Consider the following 25,500-nt stretch of genomic DNA (forward strand, 5'->3'; position numbering starts at 1 on the left):
GCCACGCGCCGATCGCGTGGCCCCGCCGAATCACACCGCCTGGCGCTTGATCCGGCGCCGTTCCCGCTCCGACAGCCCGCCCCAGATGCCGAACCGCTCGTCGTGTTCGAGCGCGTACTCAAGGCACTCCGCTCTCACCTCGCACGAGCGGCACACCTTCTTGGCCTCTCGGGTGGAGCCACCCTTCTCCGGAAAGAACGCTTCCGGGTCGGTCTGAGCGCACAACGCACGCTCTTGCCACCCAAGATCCTCACCGTCGAGCGCCTGTGCCATGACCTGGTCGGCCATTGCACACCTCCCTGTCGCTCGCCAGCCCACAATGGAGCCCCCCATGGAACGCCTTCCTGGTTACCCAGTTATTGGAAGGCGTAACAACATGACTGTAATTACACGCGCGTCTCGCGTGTGGCGTCAAGCGGCATACCGATACCCGGGGAAAGACCAGCTTGCCCCGGTTTCGCGACCCTTGTGTTAGCCCTATCAGCGTTGGGAACCGTACCAGGGGGCCTGCGGGTCAGATCCGTGACCTGCCTGCTCTGTGCTCACACCTTCCTCAAGCTTTGCCTGCGACCGCTCGGGAGCGTAGATCGCGGTCGGATCGATGGTGTCCTCGCGACGCGACGGCCCACTGAGCGGATCCCCCTGATAGAGGTTGGCGTCGAAACGCATGGTCTGGTCGCTCGGGGCGGAGTATCGGGAGGGCTCGGGCGTCTGGGCGTGTCCGAGCGGGTTGTCGTAGTAGGAGTCCGGATAGTCCTGGGGTGCGGTCTGGGAACCGGCGTAGTCCACCGGCTGGGAGTGCTGCTGGTAGTTCTGCGCCTGCTGGTAGGCCGCGGCGAGCTGCTGCTCCCTCGGGTCCACGCCCGGCTCGTACGGCCGGGACGGGTCGAAGGCCGTGGCCGGCTGCTCGAACGAGGAGCCCTGGTCGGCCCCCTGGCCGCCGAAGTGGCCGCCCTGGTAGCCGGAGAACGCCCCCTGACCCTGCTGCCCCTGCTGCCCCTGCTGACCGTACTGCTGCTCGGCCTGCTGGCCCTGCTGGCCGTACTGCTCGGCCGGGTGGCCGTAGGACTCCTGCTGGTACGGCTGGGCCTGCTCGGCGGCCGGGTAGCCGGGCTGGCCGAAGCCCTGGTCGGCGTATCCCTGGTTGGCGTAGCCGGGCGTCTCGGCCTGGGGCGCCGGCGGGAACGGGGGGCCGTCCTGCCGGGACCCGAAGGCGCCGTAGCCCGCCCCCTCGCCCTGCTGCCCGGCGTAGCCGTGCTGGTCGAACATCGGACCCTGCGGCGGCTGGGAGTAGCCGCCGGTCTGCTGCTGGAACGCCTGCGGAGCGGGCTGCGCCTGCTGGACGGGCGGAACCGGCTGGACGGGCTGGATCGGCTGCACCGGCTGGGGCTGGGCGGGCCCGGGCTGGTGGGGCGCCTGCTGCTGGGAAGGCTGCTGGGCGCCGTACGGCACGACCGCGGCGGCCGAGGGCTCGGAGGCGTACGCCGGGGAGTCGGAGCCGTAGCCCTGGGCGCCGAACTGGCCGGCGGGCTGGGCGTCCTGCTGGGGGAAGCCCTGGGTACCCTGCGCGTACCCGTCCTGGTAGCCCTGCCCCGGCGCGTACGGCTCGGCGGGCGAGGGGCTCTGGACCGGGGAGGCGGGGGAGCCCGGCCCGGCGGCCGCGGCGGCGAAGGGCTGCTGGTCGTGCTGCGGCCGGCCGTACGGGGATTCCTGCTGGCCGAAGGACGAGTCCTGGGCCTGGCCGAACCCGCCGTCTTGCGGGTGGCCGAAAGACGAGTCCTGACCCTGACCGAATCCGCCATCCTGCGGGTGGCCGAAAGACGAGTCCTGACCCTGACCGAATCCGCCATCCTGCGGGTGGCCGAAGGACGAGTCCTGCCCGGGGTTGTACACCTGCTCCAGCTGGGTGGGCGCGAAGGAGGGGCTCGCCTGCGCGCCGCCGCCCTGGGCCGGCTGCACCGGCGAGACGGGCTGAATCTGGGGGGCCTGGAGCGCCTGCTGCGGGTTGTAGCCGCCGAAGCCCTCCTCGGGGAAGCCGCGGAACCGCTCCTCGGAGCGGGCCGTCCCTCTGCGCGGCACGTCGGCGCCGATGGAGCTCCGGGCGAACAGCATCCCGACGGCGGCGAGTGCGACCTGGGGCAGCGCCAGGATCAGGTACTCGATCTTGTCACCGAACGACCCGCCGGCGAAGAACCCGACGATCGTGGCGACCAGGCCGAGCAGGGTGGCCAGGCCGAGCAGGGCCATGGTGCCGAGGTTGACCAGCCGGGCCCGCGCGGTCGGATCACCGGCCCGGGTCACCAACAGCACCGCGCCCGCGGCCAGCGCCGTGTTCAGGGGGCTCACGAACGCCGACAGATAAGCGATGGCCCGCATCGTGAACGACGCCGACCCGAAGAAGAGGTGGACGACGCCGAGGAGGACGTTGGTGGCGACCACCGCCAGCATGATCCATGCGGCAGGCTCGCGCAGCCGTCCGGTATCAACCCTGAGCACCACTACCCCCAACGCCTTCCAAAAGACACTCGGGGAAGTTTCGCACAAGAGCGACTTTGGTGTCGGTAGACGCAAGAACCGCATCCTATTACAAGTGTTGTCTACGTCACATTTCGCCTCATATGAGGCCGGTGCCGCCGTCGACCAGCCGAGTGCGAGACTGGCCGCATGCGCATCGTTTGCCTCGCCGGCGGGATCGGCGGCGCCCGTTTCCTCCGCGGCCTCAAGGCGGCCTGTGTCGAAGCCGCCCCCGAAGAGCCCGCCGAGATCACCGTCATCGGCAACACCGGAGACGACATCACCCTGTTCGGCCTCCGGGTCTGCCCGGATCTCGACACCGTGATGTACACCCTCGGCGGCGGCATCAACGAGGAGCAGGGCTGGGGCCGCACCGGCGAGACGTTCACCGTCAAGGAGGAGCTGGCCGCCTACGGCATGGAGCCCCAGTGGTTCGGGCTGGGCGACCGCGACTTCGCGACCCACATCATCCGCACCCAGATGCTCGCCGCGGGCTATCCCCTGTCGCAGGTCACCGAGGCGCTGTGCGCGCGCTGGCAGCCCGGTGTACGGCTGCTCCCCATGACCGACGACCGGGTCGAGACCCACGTCGTCGTCGAGGACGAGCAGGGCAGGCGCGCCATCCACTTCCAGGAGTGGTGGGTGCGGCTGCGCGCCTCGATCCCGGCCCGCCAGATCGCCCTCGTGGGCGCGGACGAGGCGAGCCCGGCTCCCGGCGTGCTCGACGCCGTACGCGAGGCCGACTTCGTGATCCTTCCGCCGTCCAACCCGGTGGTGAGCATCGGCACGATCCTCCAGATCCCCGGCATCAGGTCCGCCCTCTGCGAGAAGACCGTCGTCGGCGTCTCCCCGATCATCGGCGGCGCGCCGGTGCGCGGCATGGCCGACGCCTGCCTGACCGCCATCGGGGTCGAGACGAGCGCCCAGGCCGTCCTGGAGCTGTACGGCTCGGACCTGGTCGACGGCTGGCTCGTGGCAGAGGAGGACAAGGCCGTCTCCCTTTACGGCGTGGCCGTCGAGGCGTGTCCCCTCCTCATGGACTCCCCCGAGGCCACCAGGGACATCGCCGCCGCCGCGCTCACGCTCGCCCGCGGGCTCGCCTCGTGACCGCGGGCGAGGACGGCGTCGTGTCCCGCGTCACGATCACCGGCGTCCCCGGCCTGCCCGAGATCCGGCCGGGTGACGACATCGCCGCCCTGGTGGCGGACGCCGTGCCCGACCTGGCCGACGGCGACATCCTCGTCGTGACATCCAAGATCGTGAGCAAGGCGGAGGGCCGGGCCCGGCGGGGCGACAGCCGTACCGAGGCGATCATGGAGGAGACCGCGCGGGTGGTCGCCCGGCGCGGCGACACGGTCATCAGCCAGACCCGGCACGGGTTCGTGATGGCGGCGGCCGGGGTGGACGCCTCGAACACCGAGCTCGGCACGATCCTGCTGCTGCCTGAGGACTCCGACGCCTCGGCGCGGCGGATCAGGAAGGGCGTGCGGGCCCGGTCCGGCGCCGACGTAGGTGTGATCGTCTCCGACACCTTCGGGCGCCCCTGGCGGCACGGGCTGACCGACGTGGCGATCGGCGCGGCCGGGGTGCGGCCGATGGACGACTTCCGGGGCGCGACCGACGCGTACGGGAACCCGCTTCGGGCGACGGTGACCGCGCTGCTCGACGAGATCGCGGCGGCGGCCGAGCTGGCCAAGGGCAAGCTCGCCGGAGTGCCGGTCGCCGTCGTGCGCGGGCTCGGCCACCTCGTGACGAGCGAGGACGGCCCGGGGGCACGCGTCCTGGTCCGCCCTCCGGACGAGGACATGTTCCGGTACGGCTCCGCCGACGTGGTCTTCGCCCGCCGGACGATCCGGGAGTTCTCCGCCGCCCCGGTGGATCCGGAGGCGGTCCGGCGGGCGGTGGCCGCGGCCGTCGCCGCCCCCGCGCCGCACCACACGACCCCGTGGCGGTTCGTGCTCGTCGAGACGCCCGAGGCGCGTACGGCGCTGCTGGACGCGATGCGGGACGCCTGGATCGCCGACCTGCGCGGCGACGGCTTCTCCGAGGAGTCGATCGCCCGGCGGACCAGGCGGGGTGACGTGCTCAGGAACGCCCCCTACCTGGCCGTTCCGTGCCTGGTGATGGACGGGTCGCACACCTATCCGGACGCGCGCAGGAACGCCGCCGAGCGCGAGATGTTCGTCGTCGCGGCCGGCGCGGGTGTGCAGAACTTCCTGGTCCAGCTCGCGGTGGAGGGCCTCGGTTCGGCCTGGGTGTCGTCCACCATGTTCTGCCGGCCGGCCGTACGCGAGGTGCTCGGCCTTCCGGAGAGCTGGGACCCGATGGGCGCGGTCGCCATCGGCCACGCCGCGGCGCCGCCCAGGGACCGGCCGCCGCGGGACGCCGCCGACTTCGTGGTCACCCGCTGACGGCCGCGCCGCCCGGGCTCAGCCCGCCGAACCCGGGCAGGTCGGATGGCACAGCCGCCGGGCCAGCGCCGAGAGGAAGACGTCGATGATCTGGCCCGGCTGCTCGGCCACGTAGAGCTGGCCGTTGGTGACCGAGACGATCTCGTTCAGCGCGTTCCTGTCGGCGCCCGCGCCGAAGGCGACCACGATGATCTGCACCGGCCGCTCGGGGTCCCACTCCGCGCGCAGCGCCTTGACCAGCTCGGCCCGGGAGAGGCCCTCCCCGTCGTCCTTTCCCGCGGTGAGCAGGAGCAGCGAGTTGTTCATCAGCGGGTCGTAGTCCCCGGACACCTCGCGGAAGCCGGCCAGGATCGAGTCGTACAGGGAGCTGGTCCGGCCGGGGAGCGCGCGGATGCCGTCCGCGATCCGGAACAGGCTGGTCCTGCGGATCTCCTGTCCCGAGTCGGGCCTGGCGATCGAGCCGAGACTGACCAGCTCGCGTTTGTCCGCCCGTCCGGCGATGTGCCGGGCGAACTCCCACACCCCGATGGAGGTCTCGTCCGGGAACATCCGGATGCCGATCTTGGCGGCCTCGATCGCCACGTCGAGCCGGGTCTGGCCGCCCGCCCTGATCGGCTCCGCGGTCTCCTTGGAGACGTCGGCGAGGACCAGGATCCTGGTCGGCGGCGCCAGCCTGCTCCAGGCCTCCAGCGCCTCGTCGATGACCTCCGGGGTGATCGAGGGGCGCGGGTCGGGCGCGTCCGCCGGGATGTCCGGGCCGACCGGGAACGGCGGCTCCCTGCCGTCCGCCGTGCGGAAGCCGTCGCGGCGCATGGCCTCCTGCGTCTCGGCCGAGCGCAGCCAGCTCGCGAACAGCCGCGACCCCGCCGACCGGTCCGGCTCCGCCGAGGTCACGACGTACGGATAGTCGAGGGTGATCGTGCCCTCCTTGGGGTGGAGGGCGACGGCGGGCGCGGCGCCCGCCATCTGGTTGTGCGCCCACACCGACTGCTCGGGGACGACCACGACCGGGCGCGCCCAGAAGCCAGGGGCGTCGACGGCGCCGAGCATGCTCCGGTAGTCGGGGGCGGAGCCCGCCTGCGCCATCCGCACGAAGGCTGTGAGCTGCTTGCCCGCGTCCGGCCCCGTCCCGACGATGTCCCGGGCCGCGGCGACGGCGGCGATGCCCGCGCCGGAGACCGAGGGGTCGGGGACGCGGACCACGTCGGGCTCGCGCTCCGTGGGCTCCAACCGGCCCCGTACGGTGGCGGGGAAGAGCATGTCCCAGCTCATCGCCGTGCCTCCGGCCGCGAACCGGTGCGCGAGCGGCCGGCTGGTGGCGAACACCAGCGGAGACGTGGCGACGACCGTCTCCCCCGGCGCGACTCCCTGCGCGCCCTGCTTGCGAGCCAGCCGCACCCAGGCCGAGGAGTCGGCGATCCAGCCGTCCGGACGGCGCGGCAGGACCCCCGCGCGGTCGCCGATCAGGGTGCGCAGCACGGGCGCCGGCGGCTGCTCGGCCACCTGGACCTTGACGCACCGCCCGTCCACCTCGGCCCCGCTGTCGTTGAACAGCCGGGCCGCCTCCATGACGGGCGGCGCGATGTCCACCGCGGCGGCCACCGCGACCACGACCGGGTCGCGGACAGAACACGTTCCGGGCGCCGCGCCCACGAAGCGCACGGCCACTCCCACCAGCAGAAGCGCCGTCCCCGCGCCCGCCATGAGAAGGCGCCTCCGCATGGGAGGGCGCGGCTGGTCAGCGGATGTCGCGGCGCGGTGACGTCCGTACGGCACGGGCATGACCCCTCTCAGGCAAGGGATCACGATTGTGCCTAGCCGCCCGGTGCGGGGCGCAAGCCCCTCGACGGGGAATTTGTAGAACTTGTTATAAGAACGGTCACAGGACCGGCAGGGTCCTCCTGACGCTCTGGCACACGCCGTCGCTGCGCTCGGCCGCGACGATCCGCTCCGGGGTCGGCACGCCGTACTCCGTGGTCCGCTGTCGCAGCGGGCGGCCCGTGGGGGCGACCATCGCGGCGATCTCGCTGATGGTCTTGTAGGAGCCGTTCTCCGAACCGGCCATCCGGCTGATGGTCTCCTCCATCAGGGTGCCGCCGAGGTCGTTGACGCCTCCGGCGAGCACCGAGCGGCACAGGTCGTCGCGGAGCTTGACCCACGAGCACTGGATGTTCGGGATCGCGCCGTGCAGCATGATCCGGGCCAGGGCGTGGACGGCGCGGTTCTCGCGCGCGGTGGGCCCGGGGCGCGCGATCCCGGCGAGGTAGATCGGGGCGCTGTGATGTACGAACGGCAGCAGCACGAACTCGCGGAAGCCGCCCGTCTCCTCCTGGATGTCGCGGATGAGGCGGATGTGGCGGACCCAGTGCTCGTGCGTGTCGACGTGGCCGTACATCATGGTCGAGGTCGTCGGGATGCCGACCCGGTGCGCGGTGGTGATCACCTCGATCCACTCGGCGGCCGGAAGCTTGCCCTTGGTCAGCACCCAGCGGACGTCGTCGTCGAGGATCTCGGCGGCGGTCCCCGGCAGCGAGTCCACCCCCGCCTCCTTGGCCGCGTGCAGCCACTCGGCGATGGACAGGTTCGTCCGGGCGGCGCCGTTGACGACCTCCATCGGCGAGAAAGCGTGGACGTGGATGTCCGGGCAGCGCTCCTTGACCGCGCGGGCGATGTCGAAGTACGCGGTTCCGGGCAGGTCGGGGTGGATCCCGCCCTGCATGCAGACCTCGGTGGCGCCCGCGTCCCACGCCTCGGCCGCCCGGTCGGCCACCTCGGAGAGCGACAGCGTGAAGGCGTCGGCGTCCGTACGGCGCTGCGCGAAGGCGCAGAACCGGCACCCGGTGTAGCAGACGTTGGTGAAGTTGATGTTGCGGTTGACGACGTAGGTGACGTCGTCGCCCACCGCCTCGCGGCGCAGGCCGTCCGCGATCCGGGTCAGCTCGTCGAGGCCCGCGTCGTCCGCGCCCACGCCGTTCTGGTCCCCGGCCAGGCCGAGCAGGGCCAGCGCCTGCTCGTCGGTCAGCGCGGCCGGGTCGCGCTCCGCGACGCGCAGCGCCTCCCGTACCTCGGCGGCCACCCGGCCGGTGGTCGCGGGGCGGGGCAGCCGGGCGCGGAGGGCGTCCCAGTCGCCGTAGACGCTGTCGAAGTCGGCCCGGCGGTCGGCCGTCCGCCCCTCGGAGTCGATCGCGACGTGCAGGTCGGCGCGGCCGCTGCTCGCCGCCGCGGCCTGGAAGCCGCCGTCGGGCTCCTGCCAGGGCCGCCCCTCCGGTGTCACGTCCTCCCGGGCCAGGCCGGTACGGGGGTCGGCCAGGGCGGCGACGTGCTCACGCAGCCGGGGGTCGAGCCACGGCTCCCCAGCCGCCACATATTCCGGATATATCGTGAGCCGTTCCTTGAGCTCGAACCCGGCGGCCGCCGTACGCGCGGCGAGATCGTCGATCTGGGGCCACGGGCGTTCGGGGTTCACGTGATCGGGCGTGAGCGGTGAGATGCCGCCCCAGTCGTCGATGCCCGCGCGGATCATCAGGGCGTACTCGTCGTCCACCAGATTCGGCGGCGCCTGGATCCTGACCTTGGGGCCGAGCACGAGCCGGGCCACGGCGATCGTCGCGGCGAGCTCCCGCAGGTCGGCGTCCGGCATGCCGCGCATCGCCGTGTCCGGCTTGGCGCGGAAGTTCTGGACGATCACCTCCTGGATGCCGCCGTACTCCCTGGCGACGCGGCGGATCGCGAAGATCGACTCGGCGCGGTCCTGAACCGTCTCACCGATGCCGATCAGGATGCCGGTGGTGAACGGCACGTTGGTGCGCCCGGCGTCCTCCAGCACCCGCAGCCGTACGGCCGGATCCTTGTCGGGCGAGCCGTAGTGCGCCTGGCCTTTCTCGGCGAAGAGCCGCTCGGACGTGGTCTCCAGCATCATCCCCATGGACGGGGAGACCGGCTTGAGCCGCTGGAGGTCCCGCCACGTCATCACACCGGGGTTGAGGTGCGGCAGCAGCCCGGTCTCCTCCAGCACCCGCACCGCCATGGCCCGCACGTACGACAGGGTGTCGTCGTAGCCGTGCGCGTCCAGCCACTCGCGCGCCTGGTGCCAGCGGTCCTCCGGGCGGTCTCCCAGCGTGAAGAGGGCCTCCTTGCAGCCCAGCGCCGCACCCTGGCGGGCGATCTCCAGCACCTCGTCCGGCGGCAGGAAGGGGCTGTCGAGCTTGTGCGGCGCGGTCGCGAACGTGCAGTAGCCGCAGCGGTCCCGGCACAGCCGGGTCAGCGGGATGAAGACCTTCCTGCTGTAGGTGACGACCCCCGAGCGGCCCACGGCCGCCAGCCCGGCGTCCCTGACCCGTGCGGCGTGGTCGAGCAAGGTCTCCAGGTGATCGCCTCGGGCCTGTAGCAGGACGACGGTCTCGGTGACGTCGAGGGCCTTGCCGTCCCGCGCCCGAGCCAGTGCGCGCCGCAGCGCGGCGTCCGTGGGGTTCGCGCTCATGGGCTGCACATTACGGCGCGCCCCGGCGGCGGCACCCGGCGGGGGCGATCATCGATTCAGCATCCCTTAAGAGATAGGCGGAGAACTTTTCAATAGACGTGAATAGATGCACGGACACATACTTGAGGCATCACCCAACGCCACCGAGCCGCCACCGGTTCGGCCGTCCCCTCGCAAGGAGTCCGCCATGAGCTGGTTCGTCATCGCCTTCATAATCGCCGTCGCGGCGCTCGCCCCGTTCCTCGGCGCCGACACCCGGGACGGCCGCGACTGGAAGCTCGGCTGATGGGCTGTCCGCGGACCTCGGCCGCCGTGGACGGTCAGAACGACCGGTAGTCGCGCACCGACATCCGCGGGCCGCGCGCCGGCGGCCGTGGAGCGCCGAGCGCGATCAACCACGCCACCCGGTGGCGCTGCCCCCGGAACGGCTCCAGGAGCTCCAGCATGGCGGCGTCGTCCACCTTCTGCCCGGTGAGCGCGTAGCCCACGTGGCCCGCCAGATGGAAGTCCCCCACGCTGGGCGCGTCGGGGTCGCCGTGGGCGCGCTGGCGGACCTCCGCCGACGTCCACACCCCGATCCCCGGAAGCGCCCGCAGCAGGCGGTCCGCCTCGGCGCACCCGCCGGACGGCGCCGTGGCCGTCGCCTCCAGCCGGGCCGCGTACCGCGCCGCGTTCACGATCGTCCGCGCGCGTACGGCCTCGGCCCCGGCGCGGTGCCAGTCCCAGGACGGGATCCGGCGCCACACCTCTGGCGGCGGGATGACCACCATGCCCTCGGGCGCGGGGCCGGGCGCGGCCTCGCCGTACCGGCGCATGAGCCACCGCCAGGCCCGCCACGCCTCCATGCCGACGACCTTCTGTTCGAGCACGGCGGGGACCAGCGCCTCGAAGACGCGCAGCGACCGGCCGACGCGCAGGCCCGGGTTTCTGGCGGCCAGCTCGGTGACATAGGCGGCCGTACGCGCCGCGCCCGATGACGCCGCCCGCGCCAGCACGTCGGCGAAAGCCGCGACGTCGTCGTCCGCCCCGAGCAACGAGGGCAAGGTGTCGAGCAGCCACTCCGCGCCCGGACCCCAGGCCTGGCCCAGGACCTCTCCGGCCGAGGCGGTGACGCGCAGCGTGCCGGGGCCGTCAGGAGTGCGGCAGGTCCGCCAGAACGCGCCGTCGGGAGCGCGGCGCCAGGCCGGGTCCCCGCCGCCGTGCGGGTGCGGCGACAGCGTCAGGACCAGGTCGAGGGCGCCCGCGGGCCGCCACCGGCGTTCCCGCTCTCTCACCGCCGTGCTCGTCATCGCTCCCGCCACCACACCGTCTCAACGTAGTCGCCGACGGGTACCCGCCGATCCCGGGACCGGTGCGGCGGGCCGTTCAAGACGCGGCGGCGTCCCGATGACGACAGGACGCCGGGGATGGCGCGCGCCTGCCTGCCGCCCCGGGGACTCGCGGGGAGGCCCGGACGGACGTCAGATGTCGCTGGAGAACCGCACCGAGCACTCGTCCAGCGTCACGCCGGGCCAGATGCGGGCGCCGGCGGCGAGCTCGTTGCCCGCGCCGATCACGGCCCCGTCGCCGACGACCACATCGCGGAGCACCGCGCCCGTGGAGACCCGGGCCCCGGGACCGATGATCGAGTCGATGACGGTCGCCCCCGGCTCCACCACTGCCCCGTCGCCGAGGACGCTGCCCTGGACGGTGGCCCCGGCCTCGACCGTGACCCCGGCGCCCACGACCGTGCCGCCGCCGACCTTGGCCTCGGACGAGACGTTCGCTCCGTCCAGCAGGAGGACCTCGCCCACCGGGCCCGGCAGGGCGGGCGACTCCAGCCGGCCCAGCACGAGGTCGGCGGACCCCTGGACGAAGGCGGCCGGGGTGCCCACGTCCAGCCAGTACGACGCGTCCGAGTAGCCGAGGACCAGCTCGCCCGCCTCGATCAGCCCGGGGAACGTCTCCCGCTCCACTGAGACGACCTGCCCGGCCGGGATCGTGTCGATGACCGAGCGCTGGAACACGTAGCACCCGGCGTTGATCCGGTTGGTGACCGGATTGGGGGTCTTCTCCAGGAACGCGGTGACACGGCCGTCGGCGTCGGTCGGCACACAGCCGAACCGGGACGGGTCGTCCACCTCGGTCAGGTGGAGCGTGGCGGCGGCGCCGCGTTCGACGTGCATCCTGATCTGGTCGGACATGTCGTGCCCGGAGAGGATGTCGCCGTTGAGCACCAGCACGGGGTCGTCCGCTCCGCAGGTGAGCGCCTCGGCCGCGTTGCGGATCGCGCCGCCGGTGCCGAGCGGCGTCTCCTCGGTCATGTAGACGATCTCCAGCCCAAGGCCGGAGCCGTCGCCGAAGGCCTCGGCGAACATCGAGGCGCGGTAGGAGGTGGCGAACACGATCCGGCGCACCCCGAACGAGCGAGCCTTCGCCAGTTGGTGCGCGAGGAACGGAACCCCGGCGGTCGGCAGCAATGGCTTCGGCGTAAAAAGCGTCAAGGGCCGCAAACGCGTACCTTGGCCTCCAACCAGAAGAATCGCCTCATAATGGGCCGACTCCGGCAAACAGCTCGTCCTCACATTGGCGAGGTTAGCCTAACGATCCGGAGGACGCCCTGACGAAACCAGATGTGCCCGACCTGAGACCTGTGCAGGGAATTCCGCTGGCCAGGCAAATGCCGCGAATCGCGCAATCGGCCACAACGGCAGGGTGGCCGGGATCACTTTCATCCGTCCCAGCGAAGTCGGCCGCCGCAGTACCCGAGCGCCAGACCGGCCCCAGGCCGGAGACTGGTCGGGCTGGTACCCGCCCGGCCATCCCCGGGCCGAAAATCCGCACGGGGAATAGCGCAAAGAACGCGAGGCGGAGGAGAAGGACCGATGACGAACTTTCCTAAGTGGAGCGACATCCGCGGCGACATCGTGGCCACCTCAATCCTCCGGGACGCGTGGTCAGTCCTTCGGCTGGTCGCCGCGCAACGATCCGGCGGGTGACTCGACCGGTACGGCAGGGGCCGACCGGCGTGCGGACAGGCCGGCGAGACCGGCGCACACGAGGTCGCCCACGGAGACGATCAGCCGCGAGCAGAGCGTCGCGGCGATCGCGGCGTCCTGGCTGAGCACGGGTGCCAGCGCGGCGACCATCGCGACCTCGCGCACCCCCACGCCGGCCGGGGCGATCACCACGATGAAGCCAAGGGACCAGGCCAGGGCGAACGCGCCGACGCTGAGCAGCGCCGCCTGTGGGCCCGACGCCCCGAGCCCGTGGACGATCAGCGCGAGATGCGTGCCGTACGCCGCCCAGCCGCCGAAGGCCCAGCCGCAGGCGACCAGCACGCCACGGCGGGTCAGCGGCCGCTCCAGCGGAGCCCGGCGCAGCAGCCGGAGCCCGCGGTTGATGCACCAGTTGATGACGGACGGGTGCAGGGCCGCCGCGAGCACCGGGATCAGCAGCAGCAGCCAGGCGAACCGGGCGACGGAGCCGCCCGCGAGCACCGGCAGGGTCACGCCGGCCGTCAGGAGGCCGCTGCCCAGATAGACGGGATAGGTGAGGAAGAAGGCCGCCGCGCTGCGCGCCCGGGGGACGCCGTGGTCGCGGCCCATCTCCATCTGCGCGAGCACCGGCCACAGCGAGCCCGGGATGTACTTCCCCAGCTGGCCGACGAAGAAGATCTTGGCGGCGTGCGGGAACGCCAGCGGCGAGCCGAGATCGGCGAGCAGTGCGCGCCACATCATCATGCCGCAGCCCAGCGCGGCGATCACGGCGAGCAGCGAGCCGCCGAGTTCCAGCCACGACAGCCGGGCGAACCCCTCGGACACCTCGGTCCACCGGCTGGCCACCGCCCACACGCCGAAGCCCAGCGCGACGGCCAGGAAGAGCAGCCGCAGCGCCTTGCGCCCGCTCACCGGCTCTCCCCCCGCACGCCCCGCATCGCCGCGCCGACGACGAACGCGTCCCGAAGGTCTCGCGTGCGGGTCACGGCGTGCGTACCGGCTCGGGCGGTTGCGGGAGCGCGGGCCCGCGCGGACGGCGCGGCCTCCGGGTCGCGACCCACAGGTATGTCGGCACGATCGGGAGCAACGCCTGCAACGCCGTGCGCGGCGCGCGCTCCAGGGTGCCCTTGGCGGCCCGCCCGACCGCTCCGGGGAACAGCTCGCCACCGGCGAACCGCTCAGGCGAGGCCAGCACCGGGAACGTGTAGTCCCACACGTGGAAGTCCCTGAGCATGCGGCGCAGGCCGCCGCGGGTGCGGAAACGCTCGTAGTAGCTGTCCGCCCGGCCGAACGCCCGCACGTAGCGGTCGGCGGCGGCGGGCGGCAGATAGGACAGGAACGGCAGCTTGTAGTGCGGCTCCATGACGCCGAGCCGGTTGCCGAGACCGAGGTAGAGCACGCCGTCGTCGGACAGCACCCGGTGCATGTCCTTGATCACGGCGTCGGGGTCCACCACGTGCTCGTAGATGTGGTTGAACACCAGCACGTCGATCGAGCCGTCCGGGAACGGCAGCGCCCCGCCGTCGGCGCACACGAACTCGACGCGCTCGCCGAAGCGATCCGCGGCCTTGCGCAGCCCGGGGACGTCGATGTCCACCCCGAAGGTGCGGCTCGCTCCGGCGCCCGCCAGCTCGTCGGCGATGAACCCGGCGGAGCAGCCGATGTCGGCGACGGTCAGCCCGGCCAGCGGGCGGGCGGGGTCCTGTGCGCCCAGGAAGTGCCCGAGCACCGCGATGATCTTCGCTGCCTTGCGGCGGCGCTTCTCCTCGTCCAGCATCGCGGACTGGAATTCGGAGTACTCAAGCTGGGCGGCCCGTTGCCTGCTCACCTGTCGCTCACCACTCCCCGGCCGCCGCGCGACCCGATCCGCTCGCCCCGATCCGCCGGGCCCCGCAGGGCCCGCCGCCGCTCATCGGCCCGCTCACCGCTCTCGCGCCTCCCGCGGCGCGCACCCGTCGCTTCCCACGCCGCCCAACAGTACCGGCGCGCCCGGGCCTCCTCGGCCCGCCCTGTGGAAAACTCACCCCTACCAAACGGTAGCTTCGGGCCGTACTCTTGGCGGATGCTGCGCCGCCTGCGATCGAGCCCGCTGCTCAGGGGCCTGCTGGCCCTGATCGCGCTGGGGTTCCTGGCATACGGCCTGGCCAGGAACTGGACGGAGACCTCGGCCGCCCTCGCCCGCCTCTCGTGGTGGTCGCTGGCCGGCTGCGGCGCCGCCGTGCTGGCCGGCTTCGCCTTCATGCTGCTCGCCTGGAGGACCGTCCTGGGCGGCCTCGGCTCGCGCCTGCCGTTCCCCGTGGCCGCCCGCGTTCTCTACGTCGGGCAGCTCGGCAAGTACATCCCCGGCTCGGTATGGGCGTTCGCCGCGATGATGGAGCTGGCCCGCGACCACGGGGCGCCTCCCCGGCGCACGTTCAGCGCCACGGCGCTCGCCCTGGTCACCTCGCTCGGCTGCGCGCTCACGCTGGTAGCGGTGACGCTCTCCCGCCAGATGGCCGGCCAGGCGTGGCAGTTGCTCGCACTGATCCCGCTCATCCTCGCCGGCCTGCACCCCCGCGTGATGACCTGGGGCCTCAACCTCGCCCTCAGGATCGCCCGCAAGGAGCCGCTCGACCGGGTGCTGAGCGGAGCCGACATGGCCAGGGCGGCCGGCTGGACCATGGCCGGCTGGCTCTGCTACGGCGCCCACCTGTGGTTCCTCGTCGCCGGCATGCGTCCCGGCGGGCTCTCGCTCTACGCCGTCGCCGCCGGCGCGTACGCGCTGGCCTGGGCGACCGGCATCCTCACGGTCGTGGTCCCGGCGGGCATCGGCGTCCGCGAAGGCGCCATGGTCGTGGCCTTGGCACCCGTCCTCGACACGCCGAGGGCGCTGGTGGTCGCGGTCGTGTCGCGGGTGGCCTTCACGCTGGGGGACGCCGCGGTCGCCGGGATCGGCTTCCTGCTCGCCCGCGTCGCCCCGCGCCCGGCACCCCCCTCGGGTCAGGAGGGCCCGAGCAACGTGTCGAGGTAGGTGTTCCAGAAGGGCTCGGGATCGACGGCCTTGACCCCCTCGGCCAGTCGTCGAGCCGTACCGGGCCGGTAGAAGCGCGTGATCGCCTCGGCCAGCGCGTCGGCGGAGCCCGGCTCGACGAGCAGGCCGTCCACGTCGTCGGTCACGTTGTCGGGCAGCGCGCCGACCCGCGTCGCGATGACGGGGACGCCGTGCTCGTGGCCGAGCCACACGTTCTGGCTGGCCGTGGCCGAGCGGTAGGGCAGCACAAGCGCGTCGGCCCGCGCGAACAGCCCCGGCACGTCCTCCGCCGGGACGTATCCCGGCCGCAGCTCGACCCGCGCGTCCAACCCCAGCTCGCCGATGAGCGCCCCGGTCTCCTCCAGGCCGCCCCAGAACTCGCCCGCCACCGTGAGGCGCACGTCCGGGACCCGGGCCAGCGCACGCAACAGCAGGTCGAGCCCCTTGTACGGCCGGACGATCCCGAAGAACAGCAGCTCACGGAGCGGCTCACCGCCCCGGGCGGCGGCTCCCCCGGACGCGGGCAGGTGCGGCGCGAGCGCGGACACCGCGACCGGAACCCCGGTGAGCCCGCGGGCCAGCTCCGCCTGCTGCTCCGAATGGGCCAGGACCGCGTCCACCCGCGCGAGCAGCGCCTTCATCAGCGGCCGGTCATAGGGCTTGCTCTCGTGCGGCAGCACGTTGTGGCACAGCGCCACCACGCGCGTCCGGCGGCGCAGGCCGTACAGGATGCCGAGGTAGGCGGGCACCTGGACGGGGCTGAGCACGGCCAGGATCACGAGGTCGGCGTTCCGCAGGCGCCGCCCGCAGCGGAGCCAGCCGTCGGGCCGCCGCCAGTCCAGCTCGCGGCGCGTCCCGGGGTACGGCTCGCCCTCCGGCGTGTCGATCGTCTGTTGCCCGGGATAGAGGAAGGAGGGGTACTGCGCCCGCCAGGACTCGATCACCACGTCGTGGCCGCGCGCCCGCAGCCGGTGGGCCAGCTCGGTGGTGTGCTGGGCGCCGCCTCCCTTGTAGGGGTAGGTCGGACCGACGATCGCGATCCTCATCGTGCCGCCGTCACTCGGCCCGGGAGCGGACGATCAGGTCGGCGAGCAGCGCCAGCGACCCGATCAGCAATCCCGACAGGAAGGTCACGACCGTGTTGCTGGTCAGGTAGATCGTCCTGTGCGTGACCACGTCGAACAGGCCCTTGACGAACCCGATGCCGACCAGCCAGATCGCGGGGGGCATGAGGACCTTGAGCGGGTTGAAGTACATGATCATCCGGAGCACCTGGAGGATGTACCGGTAGGCGTCCGAGACGAAGCCGAACTTCGACTTGCCGGCCCGCTTGGCGTACTCGATGGGCAGGTAGTACACGTCGTGCTGGTTCGACAGGAACGCCAGCGTGATCGTCGTGACGCAGGAGAACCCGGGCGGCAGCAGCCGCAGGTACGGCCTGGCGACCGACTTGCGGAACGCCCGCAGGCCGGAGTTCAGGTCGGGGATCTTCTGCCCGGCCAGCCGCTCGGCGACCTTGCGGATGAACCACTTGGCCGGCACCCGCAGAAACTTGTGCGAGCCCTCCTCGGTGGTCCGCGCGCCGACGACCTGGTCGACGGTCGGGTCCTTGTCCAGGATGCTGACCAGCTCGGGGATGCGCTCGTTGGGGTACGTCATGTCGGCGTCGGTCCACACGACGATCTCGCCGCGCGCCTCCTGGGAGCCGATCCGGCGCACCGTGCCGGATCCGCCGTTGCGGTGGAACGCCTTGATCCGCATGTGCGGGAACCGCGGCGCGGCCTCCCGGAGCCGGGCCAGCGTCTCGTCGGTCGAGCAGTCGTCGACGGCGAGCAGCTCGTATGTGTAGCCGCTGGAGTCCATGGCGGCGCAGATGCGCTCGACCTCGTCGATCACGTGGTCCTGCTCGTTGTAGCAGGGCAGGACGATCGTCACGTATGGGGTGTCGGCGGGGATCACGGCGCTTCCAGAGGTATCGGGCGTGCTCACGTCGGCAAAGGGTACTCTGCCGCGGCCACCTCCCTGCCCCACATGAGGATCTCGCCCGCATTCCACACCCGCACGGCCGCGGCCTCACGGCGCGGCGACCGGCGCCACTTCCCTCACCCTGGCCACGCCGGACATGCCCGCGACGGCCTTCTCGATCCGCGCCGCCGTGCCGGGGTCGGCGATCTTGACGTAGAAGCTCTCGGGGAGGTCATCGAGTGGACCGTCCCCGAACGGCCTCAGCCATGCGATATGGCCACGCGCCTTCGCCGCGTGCGCCGGGTCCTCCGCGTAGACCTTCTCGATCACCGAGACATCCGCCTTCCCCCACCAGAAGTCGTCGCGGTACGCGATGGGGGCACCGACGCCGGGCAGATCCCCCAACGTGCGGAGCAGGGCGCGCCAGTCCCCTTGGCCGAGAGTGCCGCCGTAGCCCTCGTGCATCACGTCCGCGGTGAGGATGTCACCGACCCGGTAATCCTGCCGCGCGATCGCCAGCATCCCCTCCGGGCTCTTCCGGCCGTACGACGTGACTTCGGGGAGCGATGCGAGGGTCCGCTCGATGACCCACTTCTCCTCGTCGGTGACGGCACCGCCACCCGCACACCACTCCCAGACCTCGGCGCTGTCGTCCTGGCAGAGATGGAGGAGGAAGGTGCCGGTTTCGGGCCAGGGGCCGCCGGGCGGCGGCAACGGCCACCGACCGCGGTCGTAGGGATCGTTGGTCCGACCGCACGGCGGACTAACGCTGCTCCTGGGGGACGGTCATCCAGACGTCGGAGCCGAGACTCCAGACGGCGTCCGGCGGGCCGACGAGGGAGCGCTCGTCCTGGCTCGTCCGTAGCCCCAGCACCTGGGTGGCCGTGCCGTACCGCGTGAGCTGGGCCTGCTCGGCGGCGAGCAGCACGGGCCGGCGGCCGGTGGCCCGCACCTTCCCGATCACCCTGCGCACGTCGAGTGCCAGGGCGACGCTCGCCCCCTCGAGGTTCTTGACCCGCGCGGTGGGGACACCGCACTGCCCGCGAATCACCTGAGTGAACCTGTCCCCGGTGACCCGCTCGATGATCAGCACGGACGCGTCGCGCGGGATCGCCGCGCACATGCGGGCGACGCCGTCCGCCTCGCCCCGCTCGACGGGCGAGAACGCGGTCCCGATCGAGGTGACGGCGGGGGGAACCACGAACAGGAGCACTCCGGCGACCATGGCGAGGCGGGTGCCGCGTCCCGCGCGGTGGAGGCGGTCGCGCCCCCAGCGCAGCCCCCAGACCGCGAGCAGGATCAGCCCGGGGATCACGACCGGCACCAGCCGCCGCGCCGCGAACGGGTGGTCCGGTGTGATCGCGGGACGCCACAGGGTCGTCACTGTCGTCCAGCCGACGATCGCGAGCGGGAGCAGCCACTCCAGGCCCCTCCCCCTGGCGAGGCGCCGCGCGAGGACCGCGGCGGCGAGCGTGGCCAGCACGACCACTGGAAGCCCGACGTACCAGATGACCCAGTAAAGGGAGTCCTCGTAGTAGAGCCGGGTGCCGTCCACCGGGAGACGGTTGGCCATCTGGGTCTTCTCGATGAAGTCGGCGTTGAGCTTGTCCTCCCATGTCACCGCCACGCGCCGCACGATCTGCACCCAGGGCCGTACGGCGAGGCCCGCCATAACGAGCACGACCAGCGCGGTGGCCCATCCCGGCAACGCCGACACCCGGAACAACTCCGGCAGCCGCGGCAGGCGGGAGAGCCCGGACCGTCCCGGCTGATCGCCCCGCTCCGGCCGGCCGGGCCGTTCCGGATGATCGGTACGTCCGGGGCGGGCCCGGCGGGCGGCGAGCCGGACGGCGATCCTCGGCGCGAGGGCCGCGCCCGCGGCGGTGACCACGACGACGACGGCGCAGATCGCGAGCAGCGGCAGCAGCGACCCCGCGAGGTAGTTCAGATAGGGCCGGGCCAGCAGGTAGCAGGCGGCGAAGCCGCAGAATCCGCCCACCCCGAGCCCCGCGAGGAGCGGCACGCCCAGCCGCCCGTCCGGGAACCGCCGCGCCGTCTCCGCGCCCGCCGGCGCGGGCGGCCAGGAGATGCGGCGCAGCGCGATCAGCACCCCCGCGTACGCCAGGACGGGGAGCACGTCACGCAGGCCGTCGATCCGTACGAGCAGGGCGAGGCCGAAGACCAGCCCGGCCAGCGCCGCGGCGGTGCGGGCGCCGTCCCCCGCCCGGAGCCGGTGGCGGGCGTCGAGCAGCAGCGTCATGCCGCCGAACAGCAGGATCAGGGAGGGGATCTCGCTGAACGTCGTCCGCGACGTGTAGAGAATGGGCAGGCTGACCGCGAAGACCAGGGCCGCGAGCGGCGCCCAGCGGGCTCCGGCCAGACGGGCGGTGGTCCCGGCGACGACGAGCACCGCCAGCGCGCCCAGCACCGGCGGGACCAGCAGGAGTCCGGGCACCCCGCCGAGCCAGTAGCCGATCGCGTCCAGCATGGGCGGCCCCGGCATGAACTGGGGCACGATCGCGCCGTGGAAGTCGTAGAACCCCACGCTGTCGAAGCGCAGCGCGGGGTCGAGGCCGCCGAAGTCGGCCTGGCCGTACGGGATGGGCAGCGACCCGTGCCGGGCCAGCCAGATCGCGTACTGCGCGTACGTCGCGGGGTCGCGCCGCACGAAGATCTGCTCGGAACGCAGGAACCCGTTGAACAGTCCGGACGCGACGGCGATGCCCGCCACGGCGGCGGTGTGCCGTCCGAGGGCGGGCACGCTCTCCGGGAGGCGGCGCAGGCCGAGCACGCACAGGAGGAGGGCCGCGCCGCCGCCGAGCAGCGCCATGGGCAGCGGCCGGAACCAGCCGAGCAGCAGCAACGGCAGGCCCGCGAGCAGCCATCCGGCGAGCGCGAGCGCGGGCACGGCGGAGCCGACGGCGAGCACCCGGCCCGCCGACGGCCATGTCGTTCGCGGCCGGAGCCGGCCGAACCGATTTGTCGGGATGAGCCGAGCGTAACGGCCCGCCGCGGATGATCGGCCCACGCGCCCTGCCCCCGACCGAGCCCTGCCCCCGACCGAACCCGGACTCTCGCGGCGCTCGAACTGTCACCGCGGCGGGGTAGCGTACGCCGGGAAGGACGCGGGGGACGGGGAACGCCGGGGGGACGGGGAGTCAGGTGTCGTGGTTGCGGCGCATCGCGCCTTGGGCTCGCCGCCACAGATGGTTCCTGGGGGTGCTCGGACTCGGCGCCGCCCTCCGGGTCGTGACCATGCTCGGGTACCGGCCCACGCTGTGGTTCCCGGACTCCTACAGCTACGTCGTGACGGCGATGCGGCCGAAGCCCGACCTGGTCCGCCCGGCGGGCTACTCGATGTTCCTGCGGCTGCTGGAGCCCCTGCACGACTTCGGGTTCGTGGTGCTCACCCAGCACGTGCTCGGCCTGCTGACCGGCGCGATGATCTATCTGGCGGTGATCCGCCGCCGCAGGCCGCTCTGGGCCGGCGCGCTCGCGTCCGCGCCCGTCCTGCTCGACGCGTACCAGGTGCAGCTTGAGCACCTGCTGGTCTCCGACGCGCTGTTCACGTTCCTGCTCGTGGCCGCGGTCTTCGTGGCGCTGCGCCCCCTGACCTGGCGGACGGCCGTCGCCACCGGCCTGCTCCTGGCCGCGGCGACACTGACGAGGACGGTGGGCCTCCCGCTGATCGCCGCCTTCGCGGTCCTCCTGCTCTGGTACGGCTCGCGCGCCGCCGGGAAGGCCGCCGCGGACGACGCGGCCGGCCAGGCGGGCGCGGCCCAAGGGTCACGGCGCGGGCTTCCCTGGCGGGTCGTCGGGGCGTTCCTCGCCGCGGCGCTGGTCCCCGTCGCCGCCTACGCGGGCTGGTTCTGGGCGGCCCATCACCGGGTGGGGCTGGTCGGGTCGAACGGCGCCTTCCTGTACGCGCGGACCATGTCCTTCGCGGACTGCCGGGTCATGCGGCCCCCGGCCGACCTGGCCGTCCTGTGCGACGACCGGCCCCCGGCCCGCAGGCCGCCGTCGCAGGACTACGTCTGGGACCCGGACTCGCCGCTGGTCCGGCTGCCCGGCATCACGTTCCTCAGCGAGACCGACGCGCTGGCCGGCCGGTTCGCGTGGCTGGCCATCCGCAGCCAGCCGCTCGACTACCTGTCCACCACGGTGGACGAGTTCGCCCGGACGTTCGTGTGGGGCCGCCCGGTCTATCCCGACCCCGAGGTCTACGGATACTACGAGTTCCCCTCGAAGACTCCCGCCCCGCCCGGACGCCATCCCGCGGTCGTCGGCACCCGGTTCGCCGAGCTCTACCAGCGGGGTCCGATCTCCACCCAGGTCGTCGAGCCGTTCGCCGGGGTGATGCGGGCCTACCAGAGCGTGGTGTTCCTGCCGGGCCTGCTGCTGCTGCCCGTCCTCCTCTTCCCGCCGCTGGCGGCCGCCGCACGGTGGGCCCGTCGGCTGGCCGCCTCCCGCGGGGCGGCGTCCCGTACGGGTGACGGGTGGCGGCTGGCCTGGGCGGTGCCGTGGGCGGTCGCGGTGTCGCTGTTGCTCATCCCCGCCGCCACGGCCGAGTTCGACTACCGGTACGTCCTTCCGGCGACCCCGCTGGCGTTCCTCGCCGCCGCGCTCGCCCTGCGCCCGCGCTCCCGGCGCTGACCGGAGCCGTACGAAGCCGACCCGCCCTGCCCGGCCCTGACCGGCCCTGCCCTGACCGGCGCCCTACGGAGCCGCGCGACCGCCCCATGGTCCGGCGTCGGCCGACCGCTGTGGACCGCAGCTCGGAACGGGCTCCGGCTGCACCGTCGGGCGATCTCCGTGCTGACCTGGAAGATTCCTGAGAGTCCGGCATTCGTCAAGTATTTGACATACCCCGAAATATCTATGTTTGAGTATGCTTCGCGCGGGATCACCCAAGTCGAAGCAAAAGACAGGTCACGTCCTAAATCAGCGATCTCCCCGTTCGTTCACACGTGCGTGCCCTAGCCTTCGGCGAAGAGTTGTCATGCTCTCGGTCAAATGGCCGTAAAGCGAGGAGGAACACGTGTGCGTGCGAAGCAGTAGTCGGACCAACTGTTCGCCCACACATCCGGCGCGCCTCGCATCGAGGAGGAGCGCATGAGCGACCGCCGCCAGCCTCCGGGTACGCCGGGGAACGACCAGCGGGTCTGGGCACGCGAGGACACGGGACCGCACTACGGCCAGGGGGATCGGCAGGGCCGCCCCGACCGGCGGGACCAGCCCGGCGGCCCGCGCGGACGCGACGGCCGCCCCTCCCGGCAGGAGGAGTACCAGGACTCCCCTCGCGACGCCTACGCCCAGGACGCCCACAACGCGCCGCGCGGCCGTCGCAGGGGTGGCGGCAGGACCGATGAGCACCAGGACCAGGGATACGGCGCCCCCGGATATCGCGATCAGGGGTACCAGGAACCCGGTTATCAGGACCAGGGGTTCCGGCAGGGCGAGTACGACGAGCCCGAGCTCGGCCCGTGGGGTGAGCGCGAGCCCGACGACGACTACCTCGAGGACCCGCCGAAGCGGCGCTGGGGACGGCGTTCCAACGTCGACCCCTGGGACGAGCCCGACGACGAGCCGCGCCGCAAGCTCTGGGGGCGCCGCAAGTCCGGCGACGAGGACGACGCCACCGACGAAGGCGCCGAGGGCGAGCCGGACGGCGGCCGGGGTCGCGCCAAGCGCGGCGGCCGGCGCGACGAGCACCACGAGATGGGCGCGGACGACGCGCACGACGACGACGCCCCCCGGCGGGGATCACGCCGGGGGCGGGGCGGCGGCCGTCCCGGCGGTCCCCCCGGCGGCGGTCCGGGCGGTCCGGACTCGCGCCGCCGCGACTCGGGCGGCGCCAAGCGCGGCCTCGGCCTGCTGGGCTGGACCAGCATCGCGATGGCCACCGTCCTGGTCACGGGCACGCTCACCGCGTACAAGGTCTACCGGGACACCTTCGACCTCCTCGGGACGGAGCAGGGCGAGGACGACCTGGACAAGAAGCGCCCGGTCAACCAGACCGGTGCGCTCAACGTCCTGCTGGTCGGGTCCGACACCCGGGCCGGCGACAACAAGAAGTACGGCCAGCACATGCAGGACGGCGGCGAGCGCACCGACACGATCATGCTGCTGCACATCGCCCCCAACCGGGACGGCGCGACATTGATCAGCTTCCCCCGCGACTCCATGGTCCTGATCCCCGAGTGCCGCGACATCAAGACCAAGGCCGTCATCGCACCGCACCTCGCCATGATCAACTCGGCGTTCTCCACCGGCGGCATGATCTGCACCCGCCGGACCATCGAGACGCTCACCGACATCCCCATCGACCACTACGTGAAGGTCGACTTCACCGGCTTCAAGAACATCGTGAACGCCCTGGGCGGCATCGAGATCTGCCTGCCGAAGGACGTCAACGACAAGAAGGCCAAGCTGGTCCTGAGCAAGGGCAAGCACATCGTCAAGGGCGAGACCGCCCTCGCCTACGTACGGGCTCGCTATGCCCTCGGCGACGGCGGCGACATCAGCCGGATCGAACGCCAGCAGGTCTTCATCTCCCAGGTGGTGAAGAAGGCGACCAACAGCGGGCTGCTCACCGACCTCGGCAAGCTGCAGAAGTTCATCGCCGCCACGGCCGAATCCGTCACGATGGACAACAAGCTCAACGGCGACGCGCTCATCCAGATCGCGATGAGCGCCTCCAAGCTCAGCGCCAAGGGGTTCAAGGGCACCAAGGTGCCCTGGGAGCCGTACACCCTGGACAGGAACCGGGTCCAGTGGAAGCAGCCGGAGGCGAACAATCTGTTCGCCGGCATCCGGGGCGACGTGGAGGTCACCGCCTCCCCGAGCCCGGCCGCCACCGCCTCCGGTGGCACCACGCCCGCCGCGCCGAAGGTGACCAAGCCCGAGCAGGTCAAGGTCCAGGTGTTCAACGGCACCAACACGGGCGGCAAGGCCAAGGAGGTGGCCGAGGCGCTGGCCGCCGAGGGCTTCCGCGTGGTCGGCGTGGGTGACGCCCGCAAGGCGGACGGCACCGACCAGCCGACGACGATGATCCGCTACACGGGTCAGGGCTGGGATCAGTCCAAGATCCTCAGCGGCAAGCTGCAGGGCGAGGTCAAGCCCGAGACCGGAAAGCTGGCGACCGGCCCGGTGAACCCCTTCACGTCCGAAAAGACGCCGGCCAAGCCCGGACGGGTCGCCGGCCCGATCATCCAGCTCGTGGTCGGCGCGGACTGGAAGGGCGTCAAGATCCCGCTGCAGGTGGGCGACGACGCCGTGACCTCCGAGACCGACATCTGCAAGGGCTGAGGACAGTCCCTCACAGCGATTATTGATGTCCGTTACAGGAGTGATCCACGAGACTTGCGTTAAGGTTGGGCGAAGCGGACGCATTCCGTGCTTCCACGTTCGCCTGACCGCACGGGACGTCCGCGCTAGCGTCTTGGACGCAGGCTCCGTCTCGAATGAGCCACCGGCCCCCGCTCGGCGAACCTTGAGAGTTTTCTCCCGTGACTGACACTCGCCCATCCCCTCACGTACCGGGAGCGAACCCGGGCGAACCGCACGATCCCTCCGAGGACGCGCCCACCGGAGTGATCGGCCGCATCACCGGCGAGTGGCCGCCGCAGCCCGCCGCTCCCGGCGACGGCACGCCCGGGGGCGCCCCGGCGCCCGAGCCGCCCGCACGGCAGCCCTGGGCGGCCACGCCTCCGGGGGGCCACTTCGGCGCCTCCCAGGAGCCGCCGTCCACCGGGCACTTCGCGTCCTTCGGCTCCGCGCCCGCGGCTCCGGCCGGGTCGGCGGGCTCGCCGCAGGCCGCTGGCCCGACGGGCGCTTCCGGCTCGGCCAGGTCCGGCAATCCGGCGGGCCCGGCCGCGGCGCCTTCCGGCAGCAGGCCGTCCCACCCCGGCGCTCCTGAGCCGGGTGCCGCGGCTCCGTCCGGCTTCGCGACCGGCGCGGAGCGCTTAGGCTCCCCGGCCTCCGGTACGGGCGCCTCGGCGGCCCCCGCCCCGGAAGCCGGCCTCTCGGGAGGCTCAGCCTCCGGAGGCCGAACCCGACCGTCCGCGTCCGGAAACGGCTTCGCGGGAACGCCCGCCCCGGGATCCGGAGCGTCGGCACCCGCCGCACGATCCGGAGTGTCCG

General features: G+C 72.5%; 18 protein-coding genes. 5 read left to right on the forward strand and 13 right to left on the reverse strand.

Annotated features, from left to right (window positions below; genetic code table 11):
- Positions 1–30: 30 nt before the first annotated feature.
- Positions 31–288 (reverse strand): WhiB family transcriptional regulator, encoded by a 258-nt coding sequence (locus AWQ71_RS08490; protein ID WP_061253439.1) that lies wholly within the window; start codon positions 286–288, stop codon positions 31–33.
- A 192-nt stretch (positions 289–480) separates the two neighbouring features.
- A complete protein-coding gene (locus tag AWQ71_RS08495; protein WP_157570247.1) occupies positions 481–2,496 on the reverse strand; it encodes a hypothetical protein in 2,016 nt (671 codons plus the stop codon).
- A gap of 168 nt (positions 2,497–2,664) precedes the next feature.
- On the opposite strand from AWQ71_RS08495, the gene cofD reads away from it, so the two are divergent.
- Positions 2,665–3,621 carry a 2-phospho-L-lactate transferase gene (gene cofD / locus AWQ71_RS08500; protein WP_067129380.1) on the forward strand — a complete coding sequence of 319 codons (957 nt, stop codon included), beginning with the start codon at positions 2,665–2,667 and terminating at the stop codon, positions 3,619–3,621.
- On the forward strand, positions 3,618–4,925 hold the full coding sequence (locus tag AWQ71_RS08505) for a coenzyme F420-0:L-glutamate ligase (protein WP_245658180.1): 1,308 nt from the start codon (positions 3,618–3,620) through the stop codon (positions 4,923–4,925). Before cofD ends, AWQ71_RS08505 begins: the two co-directional genes overlap by 4 nt.
- An 18-nt stretch (positions 4,926–4,943) precedes the next feature.
- Here AWQ71_RS08505 and AWQ71_RS08510 read toward each other — a convergent pair whose 3' ends face one another.
- The 6 genes from AWQ71_RS08510 to AWQ71_RS08535 all read right to left on the reverse strand — a co-directional run bounded on the left by AWQ71_RS08510 (position 4,944) and on the right by AWQ71_RS08535 (position 14,211).
- A complete protein-coding gene (locus AWQ71_RS08510; protein WP_245658181.1) occupies positions 4,944–6,629 on the reverse strand; it encodes a substrate-binding domain-containing protein in 1,686 nt (561 codons plus the stop codon).
- Between the two features lie 175 nt (positions 6,630–6,804).
- Complete coding sequence (locus AWQ71_RS08515) at positions 6,805–9,405, reverse strand: bifunctional FO biosynthesis protein CofGH (protein ID WP_084258703.1); 2,601 nt, start codon at positions 9,403–9,405, stop codon at positions 6,805–6,807.
- A 320-nt stretch (positions 9,406–9,725) separates the two neighbouring features.
- The gene (locus AWQ71_RS08520) at positions 9,726–10,694 is read right to left on the reverse strand and encodes a DNA-3-methyladenine glycosylase family protein (RefSeq protein ID WP_067130353.1); all 969 of its coding nucleotides are present in this window, start codon (positions 10,692–10,694) and stop codon (positions 9,726–9,728) included.
- Between the two features lie 171 nt (positions 10,695–10,865).
- On the reverse strand, positions 10,866–11,969 hold the full coding sequence (gene manB / locus AWQ71_RS08525; RefSeq protein ID WP_245658182.1) for a mannose-1-phosphate guanylyltransferase: 1,104 nt from the start codon (positions 11,967–11,969) through the stop codon (positions 10,866–10,868).
- Positions 11,970–12,341: 372 nt separating this feature from the next.
- Complete coding sequence (locus tag AWQ71_RS08530) at positions 12,342–13,295, reverse strand: lysylphosphatidylglycerol synthase transmembrane domain-containing protein (RefSeq protein WP_067129386.1); 954 nt, start codon at positions 13,293–13,295, stop codon at positions 12,342–12,344.
- A 70-nt stretch (positions 13,296–13,365) separates the two neighbouring features.
- Positions 13,366–14,211: a class I SAM-dependent methyltransferase gene (locus AWQ71_RS08535; protein ID WP_218001708.1), complete on the reverse strand. Its 846-nt coding sequence runs from the start codon at positions 14,209–14,211 to the stop codon at positions 13,366–13,368.
- 234 nt (positions 14,212–14,445) lie between these two features.
- On the opposite strand from AWQ71_RS08535, the gene AWQ71_RS08540 reads away from it, so the two are divergent.
- The gene (locus AWQ71_RS08540) at positions 14,446–15,393 is read left to right on the forward strand and encodes a lysylphosphatidylglycerol synthase transmembrane domain-containing protein (RefSeq protein ID WP_084258704.1); all 948 of its coding nucleotides are present in this window, start codon (positions 14,446–14,448) and stop codon (positions 15,391–15,393) included.
- Here AWQ71_RS08540 and AWQ71_RS08545 read toward each other — a convergent pair.
- The 4 genes from AWQ71_RS08545 to AWQ71_RS08560 all read right to left on the reverse strand — a co-directional run bounded on the left by AWQ71_RS08545 (position 15,363) and on the right by AWQ71_RS08560 (position 20,287).
- On the reverse strand, positions 15,363–16,439 hold the full coding sequence (locus AWQ71_RS08545) for a glycosyltransferase family 4 protein (protein WP_067129388.1): 1,077 nt from the start codon (positions 16,437–16,439) through the stop codon (positions 15,363–15,365). The genes AWQ71_RS08540 and AWQ71_RS08545 overlap by 31 nt on opposite strands.
- A gap of 10 nt (positions 16,440–16,449) precedes the next feature.
- The gene (locus AWQ71_RS08550) at positions 16,450–17,382 is read right to left on the reverse strand and encodes a glycosyltransferase family 2 protein (protein WP_067129391.1); all 933 of its coding nucleotides are present in this window, start codon (positions 17,380–17,382) and stop codon (positions 16,450–16,452) included.
- 84 nt (positions 17,383–17,466) lie between these two features.
- Positions 17,467–18,072, reverse strand: a complete 606-nt coding sequence (locus AWQ71_RS08555) for a hypothetical protein (RefSeq protein ID WP_067129393.1) — start codon at positions 18,070–18,072, stop codon at positions 17,467–17,469.
- Between the two features lie 49 nt (positions 18,073–18,121).
- Complete coding sequence (locus tag AWQ71_RS08560; protein WP_067129396.1) at positions 18,122–20,287, reverse strand: hypothetical protein; 2,166 nt, start codon at positions 20,285–20,287, stop codon at positions 18,122–18,124.
- Positions 20,288–20,577: 290 nt separating this feature from the next.
- Here AWQ71_RS08560 and AWQ71_RS08565 point away from each other — a divergent pair, with 290 nt between their 5' ends.
- Both AWQ71_RS08565 and AWQ71_RS41455 read left to right on the forward strand, forming a co-directional pair.
- Complete coding sequence (locus AWQ71_RS08565) at positions 20,578–22,011, forward strand: hypothetical protein (RefSeq protein WP_245658183.1); 1,434 nt, start codon at positions 20,578–20,580, stop codon at positions 22,009–22,011.
- A 459-nt stretch (positions 22,012–22,470) separates the two neighbouring features.
- Entirely contained in the window at positions 22,471–24,666 is a 2,196-nt protein-coding gene (locus AWQ71_RS41455) for an LCP family glycopolymer transferase (RefSeq protein ID WP_157570248.1), read from the forward strand.
- A gap of 223 nt (positions 24,667–24,889) precedes the next feature.
- Here the strand turns inward: AWQ71_RS41455 and AWQ71_RS41460 are convergent, their stop codons facing one another.
- Positions 24,890–25,216 carry a hypothetical protein gene (locus AWQ71_RS41460; protein WP_157570249.1) on the reverse strand — a complete coding sequence of 109 codons (327 nt, stop codon included), beginning with the start codon at positions 25,214–25,216 and terminating at the stop codon, positions 24,890–24,892.
- Between the last annotated feature and the right edge of the window lie 284 nt (positions 25,217–25,500).

This window comes from Microtetraspora malaysiensis (assembly GCF_001528665.1).
In the GTDB taxonomy this organism is placed as follows: Bacteria; Actinomycetota; Actinomycetes; order Streptosporangiales; family Streptosporangiaceae; genus Microtetraspora_A; species Microtetraspora_A malaysiensis.